Source organism: Cryobacterium sp. TMB1-7 (assembly GCF_004402435.1).
GTDB classification, from domain to species: Bacteria; Actinomycetota; Actinomycetes; order Actinomycetales; family Microbacteriaceae; genus Cryobacterium; species Cryobacterium zongtaii.
Map to the genome: position 1 here is coordinate 1 of NZ_SOFZ01000020.1, position 21336 is coordinate 21336.

The 21336-nt window shown below is 69.0% G+C and carries 23 protein-coding genes and 1 pseudogene; 15 read left to right on the forward strand and 9 right to left on the reverse strand.

What is annotated here, in order from left to right:
* Nucleotides 1–118: pseudogene (locus E3O60_RS19090) on the reverse strand (L-ribulose-5-phosphate 4-epimerase); the annotation flags it as partial.
* A gap of 240 nt (nucleotides 119–358) precedes the next feature.
* Here E3O60_RS19090 and E3O60_RS07015 point away from each other — a divergent pair.
* Complete coding sequence (locus E3O60_RS07015) at nucleotides 359–1414, forward strand: LacI family DNA-binding transcriptional regulator (protein ID WP_370294247.1); 1056 nt, start codon at nucleotides 359–361, stop codon at nucleotides 1412–1414.
* Nucleotides 1415–1463: 49 nt separating this feature from the next.
* Here E3O60_RS07015 and E3O60_RS07020 read toward each other — a convergent pair whose 3' ends face one another.
* Complete coding sequence (locus E3O60_RS07020; protein WP_134408142.1) at nucleotides 1464–2219, reverse strand: phosphotransferase; 756 nt, start codon at nucleotides 2217–2219, stop codon at nucleotides 1464–1466.
* Nucleotides 2220–2302: 83 nt separating this feature from the next.
* Here E3O60_RS07020 and E3O60_RS07025 point away from each other — a divergent pair, with 83 nt between their 5' ends.
* The 4 genes from E3O60_RS07025 to E3O60_RS07040 all read left to right on the forward strand — a co-directional run bounded on the left by E3O60_RS07025 (nucleotide 2303) and on the right by E3O60_RS07040 (nucleotide 7739).
* On the forward strand, nucleotides 2303–3004 hold the full coding sequence (locus tag E3O60_RS07025) for a hypothetical protein (protein ID WP_134408143.1): 702 nt from the start codon (nucleotides 2303–2305) through the stop codon (nucleotides 3002–3004).
* A gap of 124 nt (nucleotides 3005–3128) precedes the next feature.
* Nucleotides 3129–4883, forward strand: a complete 1755-nt coding sequence (locus E3O60_RS07030) for a pyruvate dehydrogenase (RefSeq protein WP_134408144.1) — start codon at nucleotides 3129–3131, stop codon at nucleotides 4881–4883.
* 157 nt (nucleotides 4884–5040) lie between these two features.
* Nucleotides 5041–6213: an AI-2E family transporter gene (locus E3O60_RS07035; RefSeq protein ID WP_241979986.1), complete on the forward strand. Its 1173-nt coding sequence runs from the start codon at nucleotides 5041–5043 to the stop codon at nucleotides 6211–6213.
* A gap of 71 nt (nucleotides 6214–6284) precedes the next feature.
* Nucleotides 6285–7739 (forward strand): NAD(P)/FAD-dependent oxidoreductase, encoded by a 1455-nt coding sequence (locus E3O60_RS07040; protein WP_134408146.1) that lies wholly within the window; start codon nucleotides 6285–6287, stop codon nucleotides 7737–7739.
* Nucleotides 7740–7843: 104 nt separating this feature from the next.
* Here the strand turns inward: E3O60_RS07040 and E3O60_RS07045 are convergent, their stop codons facing one another.
* Nucleotides 7844–8680, reverse strand: coding sequence for an alpha/beta fold hydrolase (locus E3O60_RS07045; RefSeq protein WP_088457262.1), 837 nt, complete (start codon nucleotides 8678–8680; stop codon nucleotides 7844–7846).
* A gap of 92 nt (nucleotides 8681–8772) precedes the next feature.
* Here E3O60_RS07045 and E3O60_RS07050 point away from each other — a divergent pair, with 92 nt between their 5' ends.
* Both E3O60_RS07050 and E3O60_RS07055 read left to right on the forward strand, forming a co-directional pair.
* Nucleotides 8773–9336, forward strand: a complete 564-nt coding sequence (locus tag E3O60_RS07050; RefSeq protein ID WP_088457261.1) for a TetR/AcrR family transcriptional regulator — start codon at nucleotides 8773–8775, stop codon at nucleotides 9334–9336.
* Nucleotides 9337–9432: 96 nt separating this feature from the next.
* Entirely contained in the window at nucleotides 9433–9660 is a 228-nt protein-coding gene (locus tag E3O60_RS07055; protein ID WP_088457260.1) for a three-helix bundle dimerization domain-containing protein, read from the forward strand.
* Between the two features lie 7 nt (nucleotides 9661–9667).
* On the opposite strand, the gene ppk2 is transcribed toward E3O60_RS07055, so the two are convergent.
* Nucleotides 9668–10525: a polyphosphate kinase 2 gene (ppk2, locus tag E3O60_RS07060; RefSeq protein WP_240632267.1), complete on the reverse strand. Its 858-nt coding sequence runs from the start codon at nucleotides 10523–10525 to the stop codon at nucleotides 9668–9670.
* A gap of 139 nt (nucleotides 10526–10664) precedes the next feature.
* Between ppk2 and E3O60_RS07065 the strand changes: the two genes are divergently transcribed.
* From E3O60_RS07065 to E3O60_RS07075, 3 genes are all read left to right on the forward strand, one after another.
* On the forward strand, nucleotides 10665–11054 hold the full coding sequence (locus tag E3O60_RS07065) for a DUF6855 family protein (RefSeq protein ID WP_088457258.1): 390 nt from the start codon (nucleotides 10665–10667) through the stop codon (nucleotides 11052–11054).
* Between the two features lie 74 nt (nucleotides 11055–11128).
* Nucleotides 11129–11476, forward strand: coding sequence for a DUF6412 domain-containing protein (locus tag E3O60_RS07070; protein ID WP_103478879.1), 348 nt, complete (start codon nucleotides 11129–11131; stop codon nucleotides 11474–11476).
* Nucleotides 11477–11568: 92 nt separating this feature from the next.
* Nucleotides 11569–12357 carry a membrane protein insertase YidC gene (locus E3O60_RS07075; protein WP_088457256.1) on the forward strand — a complete coding sequence of 263 codons (789 nt, stop codon included), beginning with the start codon at nucleotides 11569–11571 and terminating at the stop codon, nucleotides 12355–12357.
* Between the two features lie 245 nt (nucleotides 12358–12602).
* Here the strand turns inward: E3O60_RS07075 and E3O60_RS07080 are convergent, their stop codons facing one another.
* The 4 genes from E3O60_RS07080 to E3O60_RS07095 all read right to left on the reverse strand — a co-directional run bounded on the left by E3O60_RS07080 (nucleotide 12603) and on the right by E3O60_RS07095 (nucleotide 15384).
* Nucleotides 12603–13004 (reverse strand): SPW repeat protein, encoded by a 402-nt coding sequence (locus E3O60_RS07080; RefSeq protein ID WP_088457255.1) that lies wholly within the window; start codon nucleotides 13002–13004, stop codon nucleotides 12603–12605.
* Between the two features lie 110 nt (nucleotides 13005–13114).
* On the reverse strand, nucleotides 13115–13942 hold the full coding sequence (locus E3O60_RS07085) for an endo alpha-1,4 polygalactosaminidase (RefSeq protein WP_088457254.1): 828 nt from the start codon (nucleotides 13940–13942) through the stop codon (nucleotides 13115–13117).
* Nucleotides 13943–13982: 40 nt separating this feature from the next.
* On the reverse strand, nucleotides 13983–14483 hold the full coding sequence (locus E3O60_RS07090; RefSeq protein ID WP_066597804.1) for a CarD family transcriptional regulator: 501 nt from the start codon (nucleotides 14481–14483) through the stop codon (nucleotides 13983–13985).
* Between the two features lie 229 nt (nucleotides 14484–14712).
* Nucleotides 14713–15384: a potassium channel family protein gene (locus E3O60_RS07095; RefSeq protein ID WP_088457253.1), complete on the reverse strand. Its 672-nt coding sequence runs from the start codon at nucleotides 15382–15384 to the stop codon at nucleotides 14713–14715.
* Between the two features lie 180 nt (nucleotides 15385–15564).
* On the opposite strand from E3O60_RS07095, the gene E3O60_RS07100 reads away from it, so the two are divergent.
* The 3 genes from E3O60_RS07100 (at nucleotide 15565) to E3O60_RS07110 (ending at nucleotide 18735) form a co-directional block, all read left to right on the forward strand.
* Complete coding sequence (locus tag E3O60_RS07100; protein ID WP_134480994.1) at nucleotides 15565–16653, forward strand: hypothetical protein; 1089 nt, start codon at nucleotides 15565–15567, stop codon at nucleotides 16651–16653.
* A gap of 50 nt (nucleotides 16654–16703) precedes the next feature.
* Nucleotides 16704–17711, forward strand: a complete 1008-nt coding sequence (locus tag E3O60_RS07105) for a hypothetical protein (RefSeq protein WP_088457251.1) — start codon at nucleotides 16704–16706, stop codon at nucleotides 17709–17711.
* A gap of 67 nt (nucleotides 17712–17778) precedes the next feature.
* Nucleotides 17779–18735, forward strand: a complete 957-nt coding sequence (locus tag E3O60_RS07110) for a hypothetical protein (protein ID WP_088457250.1) — start codon at nucleotides 17779–17781, stop codon at nucleotides 18733–18735.
* 5 nt (nucleotides 18736–18740) lie between these two features.
* On the opposite strand, the gene E3O60_RS07115 is transcribed toward E3O60_RS07110, so the two are convergent.
* Complete coding sequence (locus tag E3O60_RS07115) at nucleotides 18741–19382, reverse strand: TetR/AcrR family transcriptional regulator (protein ID WP_088457249.1); 642 nt, start codon at nucleotides 19380–19382, stop codon at nucleotides 18741–18743.
* Nucleotides 19383–19466: 84 nt separating this feature from the next.
* On the opposite strand from E3O60_RS07115, the gene E3O60_RS07120 reads away from it, so the two are divergent.
* Both E3O60_RS07120 and E3O60_RS07125 read left to right on the forward strand, forming a co-directional pair.
* A complete protein-coding gene (locus E3O60_RS07120; protein ID WP_134497610.1) occupies nucleotides 19467–20462 on the forward strand; it encodes an ATP-binding cassette domain-containing protein in 996 nt (331 codons plus the stop codon).
* The gene (locus tag E3O60_RS07125; protein ID WP_134497612.1) at nucleotides 20459–21307 is read left to right on the forward strand and encodes an ABC transporter permease; all 849 of its coding nucleotides are present in this window, start codon (nucleotides 20459–20461) and stop codon (nucleotides 21305–21307) included. The genes E3O60_RS07120 and E3O60_RS07125 overlap by 4 nt, the downstream gene beginning before the upstream one ends.
* The last annotated feature ends 29 nt before the right edge of the window (nucleotides 21308–21336 follow it).

Below are 21336 nucleotides of genomic sequence, written 5' to 3' on the forward strand. Positions count from 1 at the left end.
ACACGTTACCGCCGGTCCACACCACCAAGCCATTGGCCGTCAACTCACCATGCAGCCGAGCGATATCCGCCCGCACACGCGCGATCGCGACCTCGATCTCGGGTTCATAGGAACTCATTTAGCATTCCGCCTTCGTTGTGTTGCGCTTTGAGACAACTATCACGCGGTTGTATGTTAGCGCACTATCAGCGCTGAATGTTAGCGCACTATCACGACGGTTTCTGGTTTCCAGCGCGCAGTCGATGCGGCACGCTCCCTGATGAACAGGTGAATTTCGACTGATATTCGTCACTGGGCGAAGCACCAGAGATCCCTCGCGATAGTGCGCTCTCGCACCCCATGAGGGTATTCTTGACCGATGTCGACTTCTCCCGTGGGCCCGGTGGGCGAGAGCCAGCGCCCGGCGAACCGCAGTGTGCGCATGATCGACGTGGCCAGGCTCGCCGGAGTGTCCCAACAAACCGTGTCGCGGGTCGTGAACGGCCACAGCAATGTGGGGCCCGAGGTGCGGGAACGGGTCGAACGGGCGATCACCCAGCTGCGGTACAACCGGAATTCGGCTGCACGCGCGTTGGCGACCAATCGTTCGATGAACCTCGGGGTGCTCAGCTATTCCCTGCCGGTGCACGGCTCGACAATGGTGCTCTTCGGCGTCGCAGAGGAGGCGCGCCGCAACGGCTACGCCACCAGCCTCGTGAGTATCTCCGATGTCGATTCGAATGACATCCGGGCGGCCGTGGACACCCTGCTCGGTGACTCCGTGGACGGGATTGTCGTGCTGGCACCGATGTCCGCCGCGGCCCCGGTACTCAACGGGTTGGACCTGGACGTGCCCATCGTCCGCTTCGAACAGGGCGCGCCGGCCAGCTCTCACGCCGTGACCATGGACGACGGGCTCGGGGCGCGACTGGCCACCCGGCATCTGCTCGACCTCGGGCATGACACCGTGTGGCATGTGGCCGGACCGCGGGGCTGGATGGCGTCGGACGCTCGCCGCGCCGGCTGGCTGGCCGAGCTGGCCGTCGCCCACCGCCCGGTGAACCCCGAGTTCTCCACGGCAGACTGGACCGTTGAATCCGGCTACCGTGCCGGACTGTTGATCGCCGAGAACCCGGCCATCACGGCGGTGCTCGCCGCGAATGACTCCATGGCCCTGGGCATCATGAAGGCCCTGACCGAACGTGGCCTGTCGGTGCCTGGCGACGTGAGCGTCGTGGGCTTCGACGACATGAGCGAGGCCAGGTATTTCCAGCCCGGACTCACCACGATCAGGCTCGACTTCGACGAGGTCGGCCGCCTCGCGGTCGGCCGTCTGCTGCAGCTGATGGGCGGCGAGGGCGCGGAGACGATTCCCGCGATCGCCCCGGAGCTGATCGTGCGCGACAGCACCACGGCGCCCCGCACCCGCGGCTGACGCCGAGTCCTGCAGGGGCTCGCGGTGTCGACCCCCACGAGCGACGCCATCAGACCGTATCGAGCTCACCCAACGCGGACTGAAGGGTGAGATCGACCCCGTGAGCCAGCATCCTTCGATAGGTCTCGTCGCCGCAGCTGGCCACTGAGCGGATGATGTCCCGTTGCGTCTGCACGCGTCGACGGATGAGCTCGAGCACATCGTCTGTCGTTCCGCCCCACCCGTAGACCCGGAGAATCGACTCCAAACGAGCCCGGCGCTCTCCGAATGCGGTGAATCCTTCGTCAACAACGAGCTGACGCGCGTGGAGCGGCACCCAGGAGAAGACGACCCAGGCGAGGTCTTCGGCGCTCGTGGTCGGGCCGGCCATGTCCCAGTCCACGAAACCCACGAGCCCGTGTGCATTCCAGACCGCGTTGTAGGGCGCCGCATCGTTGTGGCCGATGATCAAGCCGGGTTTCCACGCCCGGCCCTCGCGCCACCGCGACCCTGCGGGCGGGACGAAGTCGGCGACGGCGGAGTGATAGCGCCTGAGCCAGTCGCCCACATCCAGGAGCGCTCCGTCGCTGTGGGTCCAGCGCGGCCACGGGCGGAGGTTGCCGACGGTCGAACCGTCGAGATAGCTGAGCACGTCGCGGCCCTGCGCGTCAGAGCCGAGCGGGCGCGGCGCTCCGACGAAACCGGTGGATGCCAGATGCTGCAGAAGGGCGTTCACGGCCGGTGTCCAGGGGCCGGGAATTCGACGAATCGTGCCGTCGACCAGATGGGCACCGCCGTCAAATCCGCCAGCCAGTTTTCCGTTCACGCGGTAAGCCTCCCACGACGATGCCCCTGCCCGGAATTGCTTTTGTCCCGACGCGCTGCGATGTTTGCCACAGGGGGATACACATGAGACTTCGTGAACTGGTGGGTCGAGGGGCCGCGCTGCCGCTCGTCGGCGCACTCGCCGTCGGCGTTCTGCTGGCCGGCTGCTCGGGGAATGCCGACGACGACCAGTTGCCCGCGCTGCCGTTCGACACCGTCGCCATGCCGGTCGACAGGGCGCCAACGGCCACGCCCGGACAGCACCTCGAGGTCGGCGAGATCGCCCTGCTTCCGCAGTCCAACTACAAGGGTGTGCCGGGGGACGCGATCGAAACAACCGTGTTGGGTGTCGTCGAGGGAGAACCCTCCTATTGGGACGTTTTCGACAACGGTGCGGGGTTCGCGGGGGAAACCCCGTTCTTCGCCGTGATTCAGTACCGCTGGGTCACCGGCAGCGTGACCGCCTACGCGACCCCGCTCCTGCGTCCGGTGCTCGACGACGGCACCGAAGGCGGCATCGTGGAGCGCGAATACATGGGCTCCTTGACGGCGAACACGATCTGCCCGTTCGAGCTCGAGCGGTTCGACCTCGACGAGGACCGGGGACCGGACGAGTACCTCGCCTGTGTGCTGTACACGGCACCCAAAGGTTCCACGGTGGTCGGGTTGGGCTGGCACAACCTGGGTGGCATGGCTTTCTCGGCGCCTGATCCCGCCGTCAATCCGTTCTACCCCGCACCCGTGGTCTGGGACGTCACGCCGGTCGCGGTATCCGCGGGCGATTAGACCGACCTCGGTACGGTGACGCCCCTGGAGTTTCTCCGTGAGCCAAGTCCAGCGCCGCTGAGAGTTCGCTGACTGTGCCCTCGAGGGATATCGCCGTGCCGGGCGCGCGGGGTTTACTGGACGGATGGCTCAGACCGTCGCAGACCAGATCATCGCCCAACTCGTGGACGCCGGGGTGCGCCGCATCTACGGCATCGTCGGGGACAGCCTCAACCCCGTCGTCGACGCCGTGCGTCGAACCGGCGGAGCCGCCAAGGGCGGCATCGACTGGGTGCACGTGCGCAATGAGGAGGCCGCGGCCTTCGCGGCCGGCGCCGAGGCCCAGCTCACCGGACGCCTCGCCGTGTGCGCCGGCAGCTGCGGTCCGGGAAACCTGCACCTGATCAACGGACTCTACGACGCACACCGCAGCGGAGCGCCGGTGCTGGCCATCGCCAGCCACATCCCGACTGGTCAGATCGGAAGCGGCTTCTTCCAGGAAACCCACCCGGACCGGCTCTTCACCGAGTGCTCGCACTACCGGGAACTGGTCTCCTCCGCCGAGCAGTCGCCCAAGGTGGTCAACGCGGCCATGCGGCACGCGGTCGCCCTGAGCGGGGTATCGGTGGTCACCCTGCCCGGTGACGTCGCCGAACTCGATGCCGAGGGCGCCGTGCCCCGTTTCGTGTTGCCGGGGCGACCGACCGTGGTGCCCGCAGCGGATGACGTGCGTGCCCTGGCCGACGCGATCAACCGGGCCAAGACCGTCGCGATCTTCGCCGGGGCCGGCGTCGCCGGTGCCCACGACGCGGTGATCGCCTTCGCCGACCTCGTCGCCGCGCCCATCGGGCACAGCCTGCGGGGCAAGGAATGGATCCAGTACGACAACCCGTTCGACGTGGGCATGACCGGTCTGCTCGGCTACGGGGCCGCGCACGCCGGCATCCACGACGCCGACCTGGTGCTGCTTCTGGGCACCGACTTCCCCTATGAGCAGTTCCTGCCCGACGGCGACAAGGTGGTCATCGCCCAGGTCGACACCGACCCGTCCCACTTGGGCCGTCGGGTCAGCGTCACCCATCCGGTACACGGCGACGTGGCGGCCACGCTCGCGGCCCTCACCGACCTGGTGACGAAGAAGACCGACCGGGCTTTCCTCGAACGCACCCTCAAGAAGCACGAGAAACTGCTCAGCTCGGTCGTCGGCACCTACACGGATGTCGACCACGGCCGCCCGATCCACCCGGAGTTCGCGGCCGCCATGCTCGATGAGCTCGTCGCCGACGACGCCATCGTCACCGCCGACACCGGCATGGGCAACGTCTGGCAGGCCCGGTACCTCACCCCCAATGGGCGTCGCCGGCTGATCGGCTCGTACCTGCACGGGTCGATGGCCAACGCGGTGCCGCAGGCGATCGGCGCCCAGAGCGCCTACCCCGACCGACAAGTGGTCACCATCAGCGGCGACGGTGGACTGGCGATGTTGCTCGGCGAGCTCATCACCATCGCCGCGCAGCAGCTTCCGGTGAAGGTCGTGGTGTTCAACAACTCCACTCTGGGCCTGGTGAAACTGGAGATGTTCGTCGACGGGTACCCCGACTTCGGTGTCGACGTGCCCGCCGTCGACTACGCTGCCGTGGCCACCGCGCTCGGCTTCCATGCCGTGCGGGTGGAAGACCCCGCGGTGCTGCGGTCCGCGCTCACGGCCGCCTTCGCCCATGAGGGGCCCGCCCTGGTCGACATCGTCACCGACCCGCTGGCGCTGTCCCTGCCGCCGAACGTGACCGCCAAGCAGGTGAAGGGCTTCGCGCTGGCCCTGTCGAAGACCGTGCTCAACGGTGGGGTGGGTGAGGCGGTGCAGATGGCGCGGTCCAATATCCGGCACCTACCCGGGCTCTGACGCCCGCCTGACCCCGCGGGCTCACCCGAAACGGGTGACGCCGCGGCGGGCTGCGGGGGAGGACACTGTGCCTGACGCGAACCGATGCGGAAGGGACCCCATGTGGCGACGCCGATCAAGGAAACAACCCCAGAGGGACGAGGCGCACCCCCGAGGCGTGGCCAGCGACGAGCCGGTGATCGTCGGTCCGCCGGTCTCGTCGCACCGCAGCACCTCGATCCTCGTCGGTCTGGGCGGTGCCACGGTGGCGGTCTTCGGCCTGGCCGCCATTGCCGGCATCGCGGCGCCGATCCTCCTGGCGCTGGTGCTCACCATCTGCGCGCACCCGGTGCGCCGGGGCCTGGAACGGCGCGGCGTGCCGCGGGGTCTGGCCACGGGATCCGTTGTCGCGACGGTGTTCATCGTGCTGGCGGCCTTCGTGGCGGCGCTGGGCCTGGCCCTGGGCCAATTCGCCACCCTGCTGCCCCAGTTCTCCAGCCAGATCAGCGACATCGCCACCACCATCACCGACTGGCTCGCGAGCCTCGGATTCGGCTCGGCGCAGGTGCAGGCCGTCGAGGACAGCCTTGACCCGAGCAATCTGGCTTCGGTCGTCTCCGGACTCTTCGGCAGCATCACCAACATCACGGTCGCCCTCGTGATCGTGTTGACCATGCTGATCCTGATGGCGGCGGACGCCGGCTACCTGCCCACCCTGCTCACTCAACTGCGGCCGACCCGACCCACACTGGTGGAGGCCCTGACGAACTTCGCCTCCAGCGTGCGCCGCTACATGGTGGCCACCACCCTCCTCGGCATCGTCCAAGGTGTCTTGAACGCCGTGGCGCTCGTGCTGCTCGGGGTGCCGGGCGCGTTCCTCTGGGGGCTGCTGTCATTCCTGTGCAGCTTCATCCCCAATGTGGGCTACTTCATCGCCATCATCCCGCCCACGGTGTTCGCGTTCCTCACCGGCGGCTGGGAGCTCGCGCTGCCCGTGATCGTGATCTACGCGATCGTCAACGGGGTGGTGCAGTCGATCGTGCAGCCCCGGGTGGTCGGCAACGCCGTCGCCCTCAGCCAATCCCTAACCTTCGCCTCGGTGCTGTTCTGGGCGATCGTGCTCGGTGCCATCGGCGCGATCCTGGCGATTCCGCTCACCCTGCTGATCCGAACGATCCTGGTGGATGCCGACCCCGCGGCCGCCTGGTGGCGCCCCCTGATCGGCGACCTCGATGAAACCCGCACCCTGATGAAGGTCGAGGATGCCCGCCAGCGCGCCCTGCGCAAGGCCGGCCGGGCGGCCAAGTCCAGCCAGGGCAAGCCGACCAAGGGTGTGCCAGGCCCCGCCTAGCTGCCGGTCAAGGGCTTTTCTCAGGACCCGCTGGCAGAGTCGGTGCTCCGTTCTGTTGCCAGGAGGTTCCCATGCCCGCTGATCCCATTGTCTCCTCCCCGGCCGGCTCCGCCGCGGCCACCGCACCCCGCTCGCACTACGACGTGCTGGTGATCGGCGCCGGCCCCGCCGGCACGGCCGCTGCCCTCCGCGCGGCCGAGCTGGGGGCCGGGGTCGTGGTCGTCGAGGCCGATCGCACCGGGGGCACCTGTGTGAACACCGGCTGCGTGCCCACCCGGGCGCTCGCGAAGGCGGCCAGGCTGATGCGCGAGGTGCGCACCGCCGAGACCTACGGCATCGAGGCCGTCATCCAGCGATTCGACTGGCGCACCACGGCCGCCAGGGTCACCGAATCCGTCGACAGAGTACGGTCGATCAAACGCGAGGCCGAGCGGTTCAGCGCCGCCGGCATCGACCTCGTCCTCGAGGGACGGGCCCGGTTCGTCGACCCGCACACCGTGGAGCTCGACAGCGGCCGCCGCATCAGCGCCGACAACATCCTGATCTGCGTGGGCGGTCACTCACGCCGGCTGCCGATCCCCGGCGCCGACCTGGCGACGGTGCCCGAACACGTACTCACCCTGCCCGCCCTGCCCGAACGCCTCGCGGTGATCGGCGGCGGCAACACCGGCGCCCAGCTGGTGACCATTTTCAGTTCGTTCGGCTCGAGGGTGACGCTGCTCGACGTGGCACCGCGGATCCTGATGGCCTCCGACGCCGCCGTCTCCGCCGGGGTGACCACGGCGTTCCGCGAGCAGGGCACTCGGGTCGAGACCGGCATCGAGACCGTCGAGTCGCTGGTGAAGCAGCCGGATGGCTCGATCCTCCTGACCTGGCGTGCGGCCGGTGAACCGGTGTCAGGACAGTTCGATGCCGTGATCATGGCGACCGGCTGGCCGGCGGATGTCGACGACCTGGGCCTCGCGAACGCGGGCGTGGCCACGGAGCGGTCCGCGATTCCCGTCGACCAGTACTTCCGCAGCGAGGTGTCGCACATCTTCGCCGTCGGCGACGCGAACGGCCGTGACATGCTCGTGCAGGCCGCCCAGTTCGAGGGTGAGGCCGCGGCCGAGAACGCGGTGCTGGGCACCAACCGTCGCACCCCGCACCACCTGCTGCCCGCGGGCGGGTTCACCGATCCCGACTATGCCGGGGTGGGGCTCACCGAGGAGCAGGCACGTGCCCGTGACCCGCTCTGCGTGGTGGCCACGGTGCCGTATGCGAGCCTGGACCGAGCGGTGATCGACGACAGGGAACGCGGGTTCCTGATGCTGATCTCCGACCGGCGCCGGGAGCTGATCCTCGGTGCACACGCCGTGGGCGAGAACGCCATCGAGGTGGTGCAGTCGGTGACCACGGCCATCGCCGCCGGCGTGGATGTGGCGACCCTCGCCCACGTGCGGTTCGCCTACCCCACCTACAGCGCCATCATCGGCCTCGCGGCCCGCACCCTCCTGGCCGAGGCGCCGCCCGCCCAGCGCCCCTGAGGCATGCTCCTAGGCCCAACCGTTGCCCATGCGGACAGGTGCGCCCGGTACGCCGGGCACAGTTGTCCGCACGGGCAACAGTTGCGGTGGTCGAGGGGTGCCGCCTACTTGGCCAGGAAGGCCAGCAGAACCTCGTTGATCTCGGCCGCGTGGGTCCACAGCATCCCGTGCGGGGCGCCGTCGATCTCGACGTACTCGGCCGCCGGCAGGGCCTTCGCGAAGAGTCGGCCGGTGGAGTCGATCGGCAGGATGTTGTCGCTCGTGCCGTGCACGATCAGAGAGGGAACCGTGATCTTCGCCACGTCGGCGCGGAAGTCGGTGATCCAGGTCAGCGGGGCCGCGGCCGCCGCGAACGATCCGGAGCCGGCGGCCACATTCCAGCTGTTCTGCAGGGCCTCGACGCTCAGCCGGCTGCCGAGGTTCTCGGCCGTGTTGTAGAAGTTCGTGTAGAACTCGGTGAAGTAGGCGTAGCGGTCGGCCTTGACGGCGTCGACGATGCCCTCGAAGAACTCCAGGGGCGCGGCGCCGCCCGGGTTCTCGTCGGTCTTGAGCAGGAACGGCTCGAGGGAGGCGAGGAAGACGGCCTTCGCCACCCGGTCGGACCCGTAGCTGCCCAGGTACCGACCGACCTCTCCGGTGCCCATCGAGAAGCCGACCAGGACGACGTCCCGCAGGTCGAGGGTCTCGAGTACGACGTTGAGGTCGGCGGCGAAGGTGTCGTAGTCGAACCCGACCGTGGGCTGGCTGGACTGGCCGAAGCCGCGGCGGTCGTAGGTGATCACGCGGTAGCCCGCGTCGAGGAGGGCCGCAGACTGCTTCTCCCAGGAGTGCCCGTCGAGCGGGAAGCCGTGGATCAGCACCACCGGCTGGCCGGTTCCGTGATCTTCGTAGTAGAGGTCGATGTTGGTGCTGTTCTCTGTGCCAACCGTGATGAACGACATGTCATGGTCCCCTTCGTCTGCCAGAGAACGTGCGTTCTCCGATCTGTTTGCTAGCCTAGAGAACGAACGTTCTCAATGCAAGTGAGGTTTGTGTGAACACTGTAAGTAGCCCGCGTGAAGTCGCGACCGCCGCCGCCGACCGGTTGTACTACAGCCGGGGCATCCAGGCCGTGTCGATGGACGAACTGCGCGCCGAGACCGGGCTGTCACTGAAGAAGCTCTATGCCCTCTTCCCGTCGAAGGAGGCGATCGTGCTCGCCGTGCTGCACAGCAGGCACGAGCAGTGGTCCGCCGGCCTGGAACGCGCTGCCGCGACCGCGACGACCCCGCGCGAGCGGGTGCTGTCGATTTACGACTATCTGCTCGAGTGCTTCGTCAGCGACGACTACCGGGGCTGCGGATTCGTGAACGCCTTCGGTGAACTCGGTGCGACGGTGCCGGCCGTGGCCGAGGCCGCCCGGGCCCAGAAGGTCGGTTTCCAGGGCTACGTCGGGAAGCTGGTCGCGGCGGCCGGCGCCCCGGCCGAGCTGGCACCCATGCTGGTGTTGCTGGCCGAGGGCGCTCAGACCACCGCGGCCATCTGTGGCACCCCGGATGCCGCCAGATCGGCCCGCGCCGCCGCCGAGGCCCTGCTCGACGGGCCCCGCGCGGCCTGACCATCGTCGCGACGCGGGCGCGCACGTCCGTGCAGGGTGGGGCGTTCAGTATCTCCGAAGTTGACCCGGGTGCGGGCGTCGGCGCAAACTGATCCCGTGGACACTCAAGAACGTCAGCAGCACGAAGACCAGGCCGTCTCCCAAGTCATCGACAGGCTGGCCGAGAAGTTTCCCGATCGGCCGCGGTCGGTCATCGAAGGCGTCGTCACCGAGGAACGCCACCTGCTCGACGGCAAGCCGATCCGCGACTACGTCCCGGTGCTGATCGAGCACGGGGCCAAGGCACGCTTGCGCGAACCCGCCCGACCCCGCACCATCGGCTGACCCCGGGTCAGCTCTTCTTCTTTTTCTTGGCCTTGGCCTCCGCGGCCAGCTCGGTGATGCGCGCCGCGTGATCGGGCACCGGGCGCGTGAGCTCGCGCGGTGGCCGCTCGTAGTCCGACGACGGCGGCCGGTGCGGGATGTGCACGGGCGGCGGCTCCATCTGCTCGTAGGGCACCATCGACAGGAAATGGCTGATCATATTCAGGCGGGCGGCGCGCTTGTCTTCGCTTTCGACCACCCACCAGGGTGCCTCGGCGATGTCGGTGTGCACGAACATCTCGTCCTTGGCCTTCGAATAGTCCACCCACTTGGTGATCGAGAGCACATCGGTGTCCGAGAGCTTCCAGCGCCGCATCGGGTCGTTCAGCCGTGACCGGAAGCGCAGTTCCTGCTCCCGGTCGGACACCGAGAACCAGTACTTGAGCAGGATGATGCCGTCTTCGACGAGCATCCGTTCGAACAGGGGAGCTTGGTGCAGGAACCGGCGGTATTCGTCTGGCGTGCAGTAGCCCATCACCTTCTCGACGCCCGCACGGTTGTACCAGGACCGGTCCATCAGTACGATCTCGCCCGCGGTGGGCAGGTGCTCGATGTAGCGCTGGAAATACCACTGGCCGCGCTGGCGGTCGGTGGGCACGGGCAGCGCCACGATGCGCGCAATGCGCGGATTGAGGTACTCGGTGACCCGCTTGATGGCCGACCCCTTGCCGGCGGCATCACGACCCTCGAAGATCACCACGATCCGGGCGCCGGACTCGCGGACCCACTCCTGCATGGTCACGAGGTCGGACTGCAGCCGACGCAGCTCGCCCTCGTAGAGCTTCTTGTCCATGCGGGGTGTGGCGGATGCATCCTTCTTCGCCATGCGCGGGTCCTCCCTGATTCACGTGCGCTCAGCGTACTCGGTGGCGTGACGGCGCCGTGGCGTTTCGCGGCGCCCGGCCTAGGCTGGGGCCGACGGGAGCCGGTGGGTTCCCCGCATTCGCTGACGAATGGAGACCCTGATGACCGACGGAACGCCTGCCGAGCCCTGGCAGCTCACGACAGCGCCCGGCACCTCGACGTACTCGATGTACCGCGAGGGCGACGAACTTGTCTGCCAGGTGGGCGCCACGACCCTGAAGTATCAGGCCAGGGCCATCGACGACCTGCACGCCTGGCTGGTCGAGCAGGGCGACTGGGTGCCGCTCGGCGCCAGCGACGAACAGAAGACCGCACCGGAGGGCAGCGTCGAAGCGTGGGGCCGGTCCCCGGACAATCCGGTCGGCGGCTGGTACGGCCTGCGCAAGGGCTACCGCGGTCGCTTCGGCATGTACCTGCCCCCGCTGCTCGAGCACCTGGGCCTGGCCGAGCTCACCCACGAGAAGCGCAACAATTCGATGCGGGCGCTCTGAGTCCGGCCGCGCTGAGCGCAGCCGCGCTGCATCCGGCTAGGCTGGCCGGGTCGACCGCAAGAAAGGGGCCCCGGATGCGCGCACGCACGTTGATGCCGCCGGCGTCGCCGACTGCCCGCTTGTCGGTGCTGCTCGGCCTGAGCCTGGGCTCCGGGTTCGGCCTCGGTGCGCTCTCCCTCGGCGGCCGCGGCTTCGGCGAGCTGCTCGCCCTCGCGGCGCTGTTCACCCTGGCCGCCTCGGCCGTGGCCGTCACCGGCGCGGCCCAGCAGGTGCTCGCGATGCTGGTCATGGTGCTCACCGGCGCCCCCACCCCCGTCGCCCGGCCCTACCCCGAGCTGGCCTCCCAGGTCGGCCAAAGCGTTCCGGATGCGCCAGGGAAGCCTCAGCCGCGCGCCCCGGGCCGCGCCCTCCCGGTCGCCTAGGGAGCTCTCTCGCGCCGCACCCGCCGGGTGCCCCGCCGCCCTGTCGCGACCATACGGTTCCTCTTTTTCCGTATTCCGACCGGGAGCTTTCCATGGACATCTATGCCTTCGGCCCCATCGCGGCCGTGCTCGACGCGGCCTACGCCGTTCTGCACAACCTCACCCTGTTCCTCACCCCGTTCGCCACCGCGAACGCGGCGGCCCTCGCCGTCATCGTGCTCACCCTCGCCCTGCGCCTGCTGCTCATCCCGGTGGGGGTATCCCAAGCGCGCGCGCAGCAGCTGCGCCAACGCCTCGCCCCGCGGCTGACCGAGCTGCGGCGGCTGCACGGCACTAACCCGGAGCGTCTGCAACGCGAGACGGCCGCCCTCTACGCCGCCGAGAACGCCTCGCCGCTGGCCGGGTGCCTGCCCCTGCTGGTGCAGGCGCCGATCCTCTCGATCGTCTACGGCCTGTTTGTGTTGGGCACCATCAACGGGCACGACAACGCCCTTCTCGCAGCTGGCCTGTTCGGCAGTCCGCTGGGCACCAGCATCCTCACCGGCTGGGGTGCCGGGCCCACCCCCACGGTGCTTCTGGTCGGCGGCGTGCTGCTCGGCGTGTTGCTGGTGGCCCAGCTGCTCAGCCGACGGCTGATGCTGGCCCAGGGAGCCGTATCCGCCGCCGCGCCCGCCCCTGGCGCGGCGTCGCCGGCCGCCCCGGGTGCGCTCTCGCCCGCCGCCCAGGCGACCATGACCGGTGTGCTCAGCTGGCTGCCGCTGATCAGCGTGGTCTTCGCGGCCTTCGTGCCGCTGGCCGCGGCGATCTACCTCACGGTGAGCGCGCTCTGGGGCGTAACCGAGCGAGCGCTGCTGTGGCGGATGCTGCGTCCGGCGCGCTAATCCGCCGCGCTAGCCCGTCGCGGTACGGACAGTAGCGCGGCGCCGACTTGCCGCAAAACGCCCCATCGCGCGCCCGAGGGGGCAGTTTCCGGCAAGTCGAGCGCGGGTGATACACGCACGTGCCGCAAGATCCCGCTAGGGACGGTCGGAGGGGCATCTTGCGGCAACTCGGCATGTCCGGGCGCGAAAAAGCGGCAGGCGCTCCCAGTGCCGGGGGCGCCTGCCGCAGTCGAGGGCCGTGCGGGTCAGGCGACGCTGTTGGCGTGCGCCCTGGTGCCGGAGACGCTGACGCCGGGCTGGCTCTTCGAGCACAGCACGACGAGGATCACGGCGACGCCGACTACGATGTGCGGCAGCCAGGCGTTCGGCGCCTCGTCAGCGAAGCCGAACAGGAACGGCGACGCGATCAGGACGATCGATGCCAGCACGTCGAAGACGAGGTGGATCGGCATGCCGATGACCTTGATCAGGCCCAGCTCGTAGCGGGTGAACAGGCTGTAGAGGATCAGGCCGACGCCGAGGACGCGGGGAACGATGACCGCGGCGCCGCCGACCTCTTCGAACATGAAGATGGTGGGGGCGAGGATCAGGGCGATCGCAACGACGTAGTCGAGGACCGCGTGGACCTTGGTGGGAATGAATCGCATGGGGGAGCTCCTGAAGTGTGAACCGCAAGGCCCGTTGCCTCACGACACTGATTCGCCGCCGTCGGCCGGATGGTTTGGTCGCCCCACCGAACCCGGTCGGCGGAGCCGCCTCAGCAGCGTTCGTATACGTACCCCGGTGCACCGGTCACGACGAGATCGCGGTCGCGCAGGATCATCGACCGCGGCCGGTCAGGCACCGCGCAGACTGCGGCGAAGTCAACGCGCAGGTCGTCGGTGTATTCGATGGCCAGCACCCGATCGCCGTAGGCCGCCCGGTAGAGCCCGCACTCCTGCCAACGGTCGCATTCCTCGGCGACGGCGAAGTCGAACAGCTCGGCGAGGGGCTCCGCCAGGTCGGCGGCGTTCTTCTGGCCGATCGCCAGGCCCTCGTCGTGCGCGGCGGCGACCAGGATGCGCGCGAACGCGACATTGTCCTCGGCGGTGAGCAGACCGGCCGACCGGGTGTACGAGTCGAGGTTGTCGATCTCCACGGCGTCGAAGCCGGACGTCGCACAGTTCGTCAGTAGGGGGAGCAGCAGCGCGGCGAGTGCGGTGCGCTTCCCGGCGCTGCCGGTGTCGAACAGAAGCTCGTCCGGCCAATTCTCGTCGCGCACCGGCCCGCCGCCGGCTGTAAGGATCAGCTCGGGCGAATCCTCGAGTATCCGCTGGGACTCTGCCGGCTGGGTCTGGAAACCGTTCAGGTAACACACCGAGTAGAGGCCGGCCGCGGGCTCATCGGTGCTGTCACGCACGACGATGTCCACTCCGGCTGGTGGGTCGTAGGCGCCGCCGAGCTGATAGTCGAGGCCACCGCCCACCGGCGGCGGCACCGGGCCGGATGCGGGCGACGGGCCGGACGCGCAGCCGGACAGCGCCAGGCCCACCAGCACCCCGACAACACAAACGCGCCGCCGGGCGGCAGCAGACAGGCTGCGCATCCGGCGACGCGTCAAGGTGATGAACTACAGAGGTGGTGAACTAGGCGACTTCGGCGACGCTGGCGTTCAGCACGTCGTCAAGGGTGACGAAGGCCTCTTCTTCGGTGGACTTCTGCGCGAGCGCGAGCTCGGAGACGAGAACCTGGCGAGCCTTGATGAGCATCCGCTTCTCGCCGGCGGAAACGCCGGAGATGCGGTCGCGGCGCCACAGGTCGCGAACGACCTCGCTGACGCGATAGACGCTGCCGCTGCCCATCTTCTCGGTGTTGGCCTTGTAACGACGCGACCAGTTGCTGGGCTCTTCTTCGACATCGCTGCGGAGCACGTCGAAGACGGCCTCGACACCGGCGGCGTCGATGACGTCGCGCACGCCGACGAGCTCGGCGTTGTCGATGGGCAGGTTGATGGCCAGATCACTCTGGTGGACGGTGAGCGTGATGTAACGCTTCTCGACACCCTTGATCGTGCGGGTCTCGACCGCGGTGATGGTTGCCGCGCCGTGGTGGGGATAGACGACGGTCTCGCCGACTTCGAAAATCATCTGATGCAGCCTCATAATTCGTTGAGCGTGGTTGACGTATCACCCGGACGGCGGCGCGGGGCGCCGGCCGTGCTCCGCCGCGGTGCTGCCACAGCCGATTCGACGCACCCAGGGCAACTCACTGGATACAACACGCGACTGAAAATGGCACAGCGGTTCGTTAAGGGTATTCGGAGAGTGTATCATTCCCGCCTCGCTGGCCCTATTCGTGTCCGCGGCCGGTTTTCGGCTACTTGTGGCGGTCCTCGAGCTCGGACACCCGCTGCACGATCCAGGACGAGAGGGTGGCCGTGAGGACACCCAGCACGGCCACGCCGCCGAGCATCAGCGCGGTGGCGATGGTGCGCCCGCGCAGGGTGACCGGAGTGAAATCGCCGTAGCCGACGGTGGTGATGGTCACGGCGGCCCACCAGAAGGAGTCACCGAACGAGGTGATGTTGGCGTCCGGGGTCGCCCGTTCGGCCTCGAGTACGGCGAGGGCGGCGATGTAGGTGACCAGGGTCGCGGCGCCGGCGAGGTAGACCAGCACCCTGGCGCGAAAGGCCGTGCCCGCAGACTGCTGGAAGACGTTGCTGTGCGCGACGACCCGCAGCAGCCGCAGTGGCCGCAGCAGCGGCAGCAACACGAAGAGCAGGTTGACCGGATGGTGCAGCACCCACTGCCAGGGGTGGTCGGCGAGGGCGATCTCCACGAGGTAGCTCACCGGGAACAGCGCCCAGCTGACCAGGATCAGCAGCCGCAGGAGGTCGGCGGTGGCGACATCCACATCGCCGATCACCGTGATCGAATAGGCGACCAGGAAGAGGATGGCTGCGATCGTGAGCGGCCAGTCCACCGCCTGTTGCCAGCGTGTCTGGCGCTGCCCGCCCCACGGGTTGGTACGGATGCCGGTCGCCATCATGCGGGCATCCTGCCACCGGCCGGGGACCCGGCCAATGGCGGCGGGGCCGCGCCGACGGTTCTACGTCGCCCGCGCGGCGATGAGGGCGCGGGCGAGCCGCTCGACCAGCGCGTAGGGCACCGGGCGTTTCAGCGGAAACAGCACCGTGTCCTTCTCGCGCTGACCGGGCAAGGCCGGCGGATGCCCGGGGCCGGATCGGCCGGATGGTGGCAGGATGTGCGCATCAATGACGGGAGTCTCGTGGCACAGGCGCGGCGTGACGATGACCCGTACGAGCGCGCCCTGACCGATCCGGACTTTCTGCGCGCCGTGACCGCGGCCCACCGGGGCCACTGGCCGGTGCTCGACGCGCTCTGGTGGTGCAGGCATCCTGCCGAGGCGGCCCCGAGCGGCAGCCCCTCACCCGTCGCCCGGCTGAGCAGCCTGCAACGCCGGTTGTTCGCGGCGGATGGCGACGCGGCCGGCGACGGTGCCGTGGCCGATGCCGTGCGTGAGCTGGAAGCGGAGATCGGGGAAGAACGGGCGAACATCGGCGCGGCGCTCGCTGCAGCGCACGCGGGTCGCGAGCCGCCGGACACCGAGTCGCCGGCCATCGAGCGGCCGGGCACCGAGTCGTCCGGCACCGAGCAGCCGGCCACCGAGTTGCCGGCCACCGGGACGCCGTTCGCTCCTCACGTCGTCGTCGGCAGCAGTATCGTCGGCAGCACGCCCCGGTGGGTGCCTCCGCGCCGCCGCCTGCTGCTGGGCGCCGGCCTGGTCGGAGCGTTGCTGCTCGGAGCCCTCGTGGGCAGCCAGGTGACCAGCGCCAGTCGGTCCGGCGCCCCGGAACCCACCCCCACCGCAACCAGCACCCGCACCCCGACCGTGCCGGTGCTGGCGGCCCAGGTCTTCGCCCGGGTCCAGACCGGCCAAGACATCCCGCGGGTGCCGCTGCCGGGGGCCTACGACCCCGCCTCGTTCAGATATCTCGGCTCGTCGGGGTGGCGGGACGTCGATGCCAACGGCGTGACGGATTCGCCCTACTACGCCGCGCGCGGTGCGTCGAACACGATCTGCCTCGTGGCGATGCCCGAGGGCGCCGGCTATCTCACCACCTGTACCCTCGAGGCGGACTTTCCCCGGGGCGGCCTCCGCCTGTCCTGGCAGAGCAGCGACGTTCTTCCGGTGGAAGAGAACGGCCGGACAGCGATGGTGATGGACATCACGGTGACTTGGATGCGGGACTCGACGATCGAGACGCGGGGCACCGGCCGGGCGCTGGTCCCCTGAAGCCGGCCGCGGGGTGTGACAGGCTGGGTGCAACAATGATGGGGGTTTCATTGGTTGAGAACGTCTACGACGACCCGTATGACCAGGCGCTGGCTGATCAGCGCTTCCTGGCGGCGGCGACCGCGGCCCATACCGGTCGGTGGAACCTGCTCGATGCGCTCTGGTGGGAGTGGCACCCTGAAGACCCCGCCCCGAGCGGGAGCCCGTCGCCCATCCACCGGCTGCGGGAGCTGCAACGCCGGGTCTTCGCGGCGGATGGCGACGCTGCCGGCGACCACGCTGTGGCCCAGGTCGTGCGGGAGCTCGAGGCCGAGATCGTGGCCGAACGCTCGGCCGCGACGGACGCGATCACCGCCGCCCACGCTGACCTCAGGCGCCGCATGGCCGACCCGGAGCCGACCGCCCCGACAGCCGACGGCCCGCCGCACCTCGACCCGACCGAGGCCACCGGCGACTCACCCGCACCGGCGACACCCGCCGAGGTCCCGACCGGGCGCACCGCGCGCCGACGGTTGCTGCCCTCCGCGATCGTGGCCGTGGCCCTGGTCGCGGCAGCCGTGATCGGCGCGGTGTTGGGCAGCCGGCTCACCGAGGCGGCCTCGTCGCCGGCGCCGTCCGCGAGCGCCACCGCCGAGACACCCGGCAACCCGGCGGCGCTGTTCGCGCAGGCGCAGCGTCCGGAGGACATCCCCGCGCGGGCGATGTCCGCCACCTTCGAGCCGGACTCCTTCAGATATCTGGGCTCGGCGGGGTGGGCAGAGGGCCCGAACCTGGTGGGGCGGTCACCGTTCTACGCGGTGCGGGCGAGCGGCAGCCTGATCTGCCTCGTTGCGATTCCGGAGGGCAGCGGCTACCTGTCGACCTGCGCTCTCGAGTCGGAATATCCGTCGATCGGGTTGCGCCTGTCCTGGGAGAGCGCTGACTACCTCGCGCAGTTGCCGCCGGACTTCTACGTGGAGGACGAGATGGGCGACATGATCGGTGATGTCACCGTGATCTGGGGCCGCACGGGTGAGGTCACCTCGGAAATGACGCTCCGCTCGCCCACCGGCCCGTAGCCCCCCACCGGGGTGAGCGCACCGCCGGCCCGTGTGTCAGGCTGTGCCCAGCGATGAGGGGGACCCAGTGGCACAGCACCACGACGACCTGTACGACCTGGCGCTGAACGACCCCGAATTCCTCGAGGCGGTGCGCTCTCACCACGCCGGGAGTTGGGACGTTCTCGACGCGCTGTGGTGGGCATCGCATCCGCTCGACACGTCGCCGGGCGGCTTGCTCGCGCCGCTGGCCCGAGTGCGTGCTCTGCAACACCGGGTGTTCGCGGCGGACGCCGACGCCGCGGGCGATCATCGGGTGCACGAGGACCTGCGCAGGCTCGAGGCCGAGATCATTCGGGAGACCGGCGCCATCGATGCGGCCGTGATCGCTGCGCAGACGGGTGTCGGCGCGGCGCTCGCCGGAGCCGACAACCTGGGTGGCCCCGGAGACACCGCCGAACCCGACGCGGTCGGCGAAGCGGATGACTGGCCGGCGGCGGATGCGCCTCGTCCCGCCGCGGGGCGACGGCGGTTGTTGCTCATCGGCGGACTCACCGCCGCGGTGCTGGTGGGCGTGATCGTCGGCGGACAGTTTTCCGCCGGCACCGTGCCGGGCGGCGCGCCCGCGCCCTCGACCACCGCTGCCAGCACTTCACCACCCCTCGCGCTGTCGGCCTTCCAGCGGGAGCAGACGCCGGAGGACCTGCCCGCGATCCCGCTCCCCGAGGTGTTTGACCCGCCGACCCTGCGGCAACTGGGTTCGATGGGCTCGGTCGAGGCGGGATCCGTGCCGCAGCTGGTCTACTACGTCGCCCGCACGACCTCGAACATGGTCTGCCTGATCGTGGTGCCCCAGACCCTGGACTATTTGTCCACGTGCACCCTGGAGCAGGAGTTCCCGGCGACGGGGTTGCGGCTGTACTGGCGGGCGGAGGGAATCTTCTCGTCGCCGGTCGACGGCTCCCTGACGGGCCCGCTGAATACCTACCTCACCTGGCGACCCGACGGGAGCGTGGAGTTGGGCTCCGAGGCAGCGGTCGGCTGAGGCGGCTACAGCCCCTGCTCCACCATGTCGATCACCCGGGTGATCAGGGTCTGCTTCACCGGGTCCGGCAGGGCCCGCAGCGGCCCGTCGATGAACAGTTCCGCCAGCCCGTGCACGGCAGACCAGGCCAGGAACTCCGCTGCCGGCCGGCGCTCGGCCGGCAGTAGACCCTCGGTCACCAGATCATCGAGCGCGACGGTGAGCAGCTGGAACGGGGTGAGGCCGCGCTCGCCGGCGCGCGCGGAGCTGGTGGCGCTCTCCAGGTCCGACGACGCCGAGAACGCGGTCTGGAATCGGCCGGGCTCCTCGAGGGCGAAACGCAGGTACCCGGTGCCCACGGCGCGAAAGCGCAGCCGGGCCGACTCTGTCGCGTCCGTCGCGGGGATGCGCGCCTGATCGGCCTCGATGGCCCCCGCCACCAGCGCCTGGCAGCTCGAGCACACGGCATCCAACAGCGCTTGCCGGTCAGCGAAATGCCGGTACGCCGCGCTGGGGGTGACCCCGACCCGCCGGGTGGCCTCCCGCAGCACCACAGCGGACGGCCCGCCCTCGCCGGCCAGGTCGACGCCGGCCTCGATGAGGGCGCGGCGCAGGTCGCCATGCCGGTACGAAGTTCGCGCCGGAGAATTGCCGAGACCCGTTGTCAACGCGCATCCGTTTCGTTACGATAAAAGCTCACATGTGCACAACGTACACATATCAGTGTAGCCATCCGACGGCAGGGGTATGGCATGACAATCATCGAAGCCTTCGGGCTTACCAAGACCTACAAATCCAAGTCCGGACCGGTGCACGCGCTCGCCGGACTCGACCTGACCGTGCCGCGCGGCACCGTCAAGGCGATCCTCGGGCCCAACGGTGCCGGCAAGACCACGGTGGTCAAAATCCTGACCACCCTCATCCGGCCCGACACCGGCACCGCTGTCGTGGACGGCATCAACGTGCTCGAGGACCCGAAGGCGGTGCGCAGCATCATCGGGGTTTCCGGCCAGTACGCGGCCGTCGACGAGAACCTCACCGGCTTCGAGAACCTCGAAATGGTGGGCCGGCTCTACCACCTCGGCGGCGCGGCCTCTCGTCGGCGGGCGCAGGAGCTGATCGAACTGTTCGAGCTCACCGCGGCCGGTAACCGGCCGGTCAAGGGCTTCTCCGGCGGCATGCGGCGACGCATCGACCTGGCCGGCGCCCTGGTGTTCAACCCCAAGATCCTCTTCCTCGACGAACCGACCACCGGGCTCGACCCGCGCAGCCGGATTGCGCTGTGGGGCGTGATCAACAAGCTCGTCGACAACGGCACCACGGTGCTGCTCACCACCCAGTACCTCGAGGAGGCCGACCAGCTGGCCGACAGTATCGCGGTCATCGACTATGGCAAGGTCATCGCCGAGGGCACCTCCGACGAGCTCAAGGCGCAGATCGGCGGCCACCGGGTGGTGATCGCCCTGGTCGACGCGGCCGACGCCCCCGCCGCCCGCGAGGTGCTCGCCCGGTACGGAGCGGGTGAACCGCAGGTTTCCAGCGACAGACGCGGCCTCGACGTGGCCGTGACCGACGGCCCGCCGGCGCTGCAACAGGTGCTCGCCGACCTGCGTACCGCCGGCATCCAACTGCACGACGCCGGCATGCGCCGGCCCACTCTCGATGACGTGTTCCTCAAGCTCACCGGGCACAAGGCCGACATGGCGGCGGGCGAAAACGAAGACGACAAGATGGAGAAGGTGAAATGACCGCCACCGCCACCGCCACCCGGCCCGCCCCGGCGCCGCCCACCTGGAACCCGCTGTCGCTGTGGTACTCGGACGGCTGGACGACCACCAAGCGCAACCTCATCAAGATCAAGCGCACCCCGGACATGCTGGTGTTCGCCGTCATCCAGCCGATCATGTTCGTGCTGCTGTTCAGCCAGGTGTACGCCGGCGCCATCGCGGTGCAGGGCACCGACTACGTGCAGTTCCTGATGGCCGGCATTTTCGCCCAGACGGTGGTGTTCGGCTCCACCTTCTCCGGGTCGGCCATGGCCCAGGACCTCAAGGACGGCATCATCGACAGGTTCCGCAGCCTGCCGATGAGCTCGTCGGCGGTGCTGGTCGGCCGCACCAACGGTGACCTGGTGCTCAACACCATCTCGATGATCATCATGATGGCCACCGGCTTCTTGGTCGGCTGGCGGGTGAACTCGTCGATGGGCGAGTTCTTCGCCGGGCTCGGGCTATTGCTGCTGTTCAGCTATGCGTTCAGCTGGGTTATGGCGCTGCTGGGCATGAGCGTGCGCTCACCCGAGGTGATCAACAACGCCTCGTTCATCATCCTGTTCCCGATCACCTTCATCTCCAACGCGTTCGTGCCGATCGAGACCCTGCCCGACCCGTTGCGGGTCTTCGCGGAACTCAACCCGGTGTCAGCGCTCGTGCAGGCCGCCCGCGAACTGTTCGGCAACGAGGGCAGCGCTCCGGTGCCTGATGTCTGGACGCTGCAGAATCCAGTGCTGACCGTGCTCATCGGGGTTGTTGTGCTGCTCGTGGTGTTTGTGCCATTGTGCATCCGTAAGTTCGCCTCGATCAGCTCCCGCTGACCGGGTTCGGAAACTCAACCAGAGGGAGC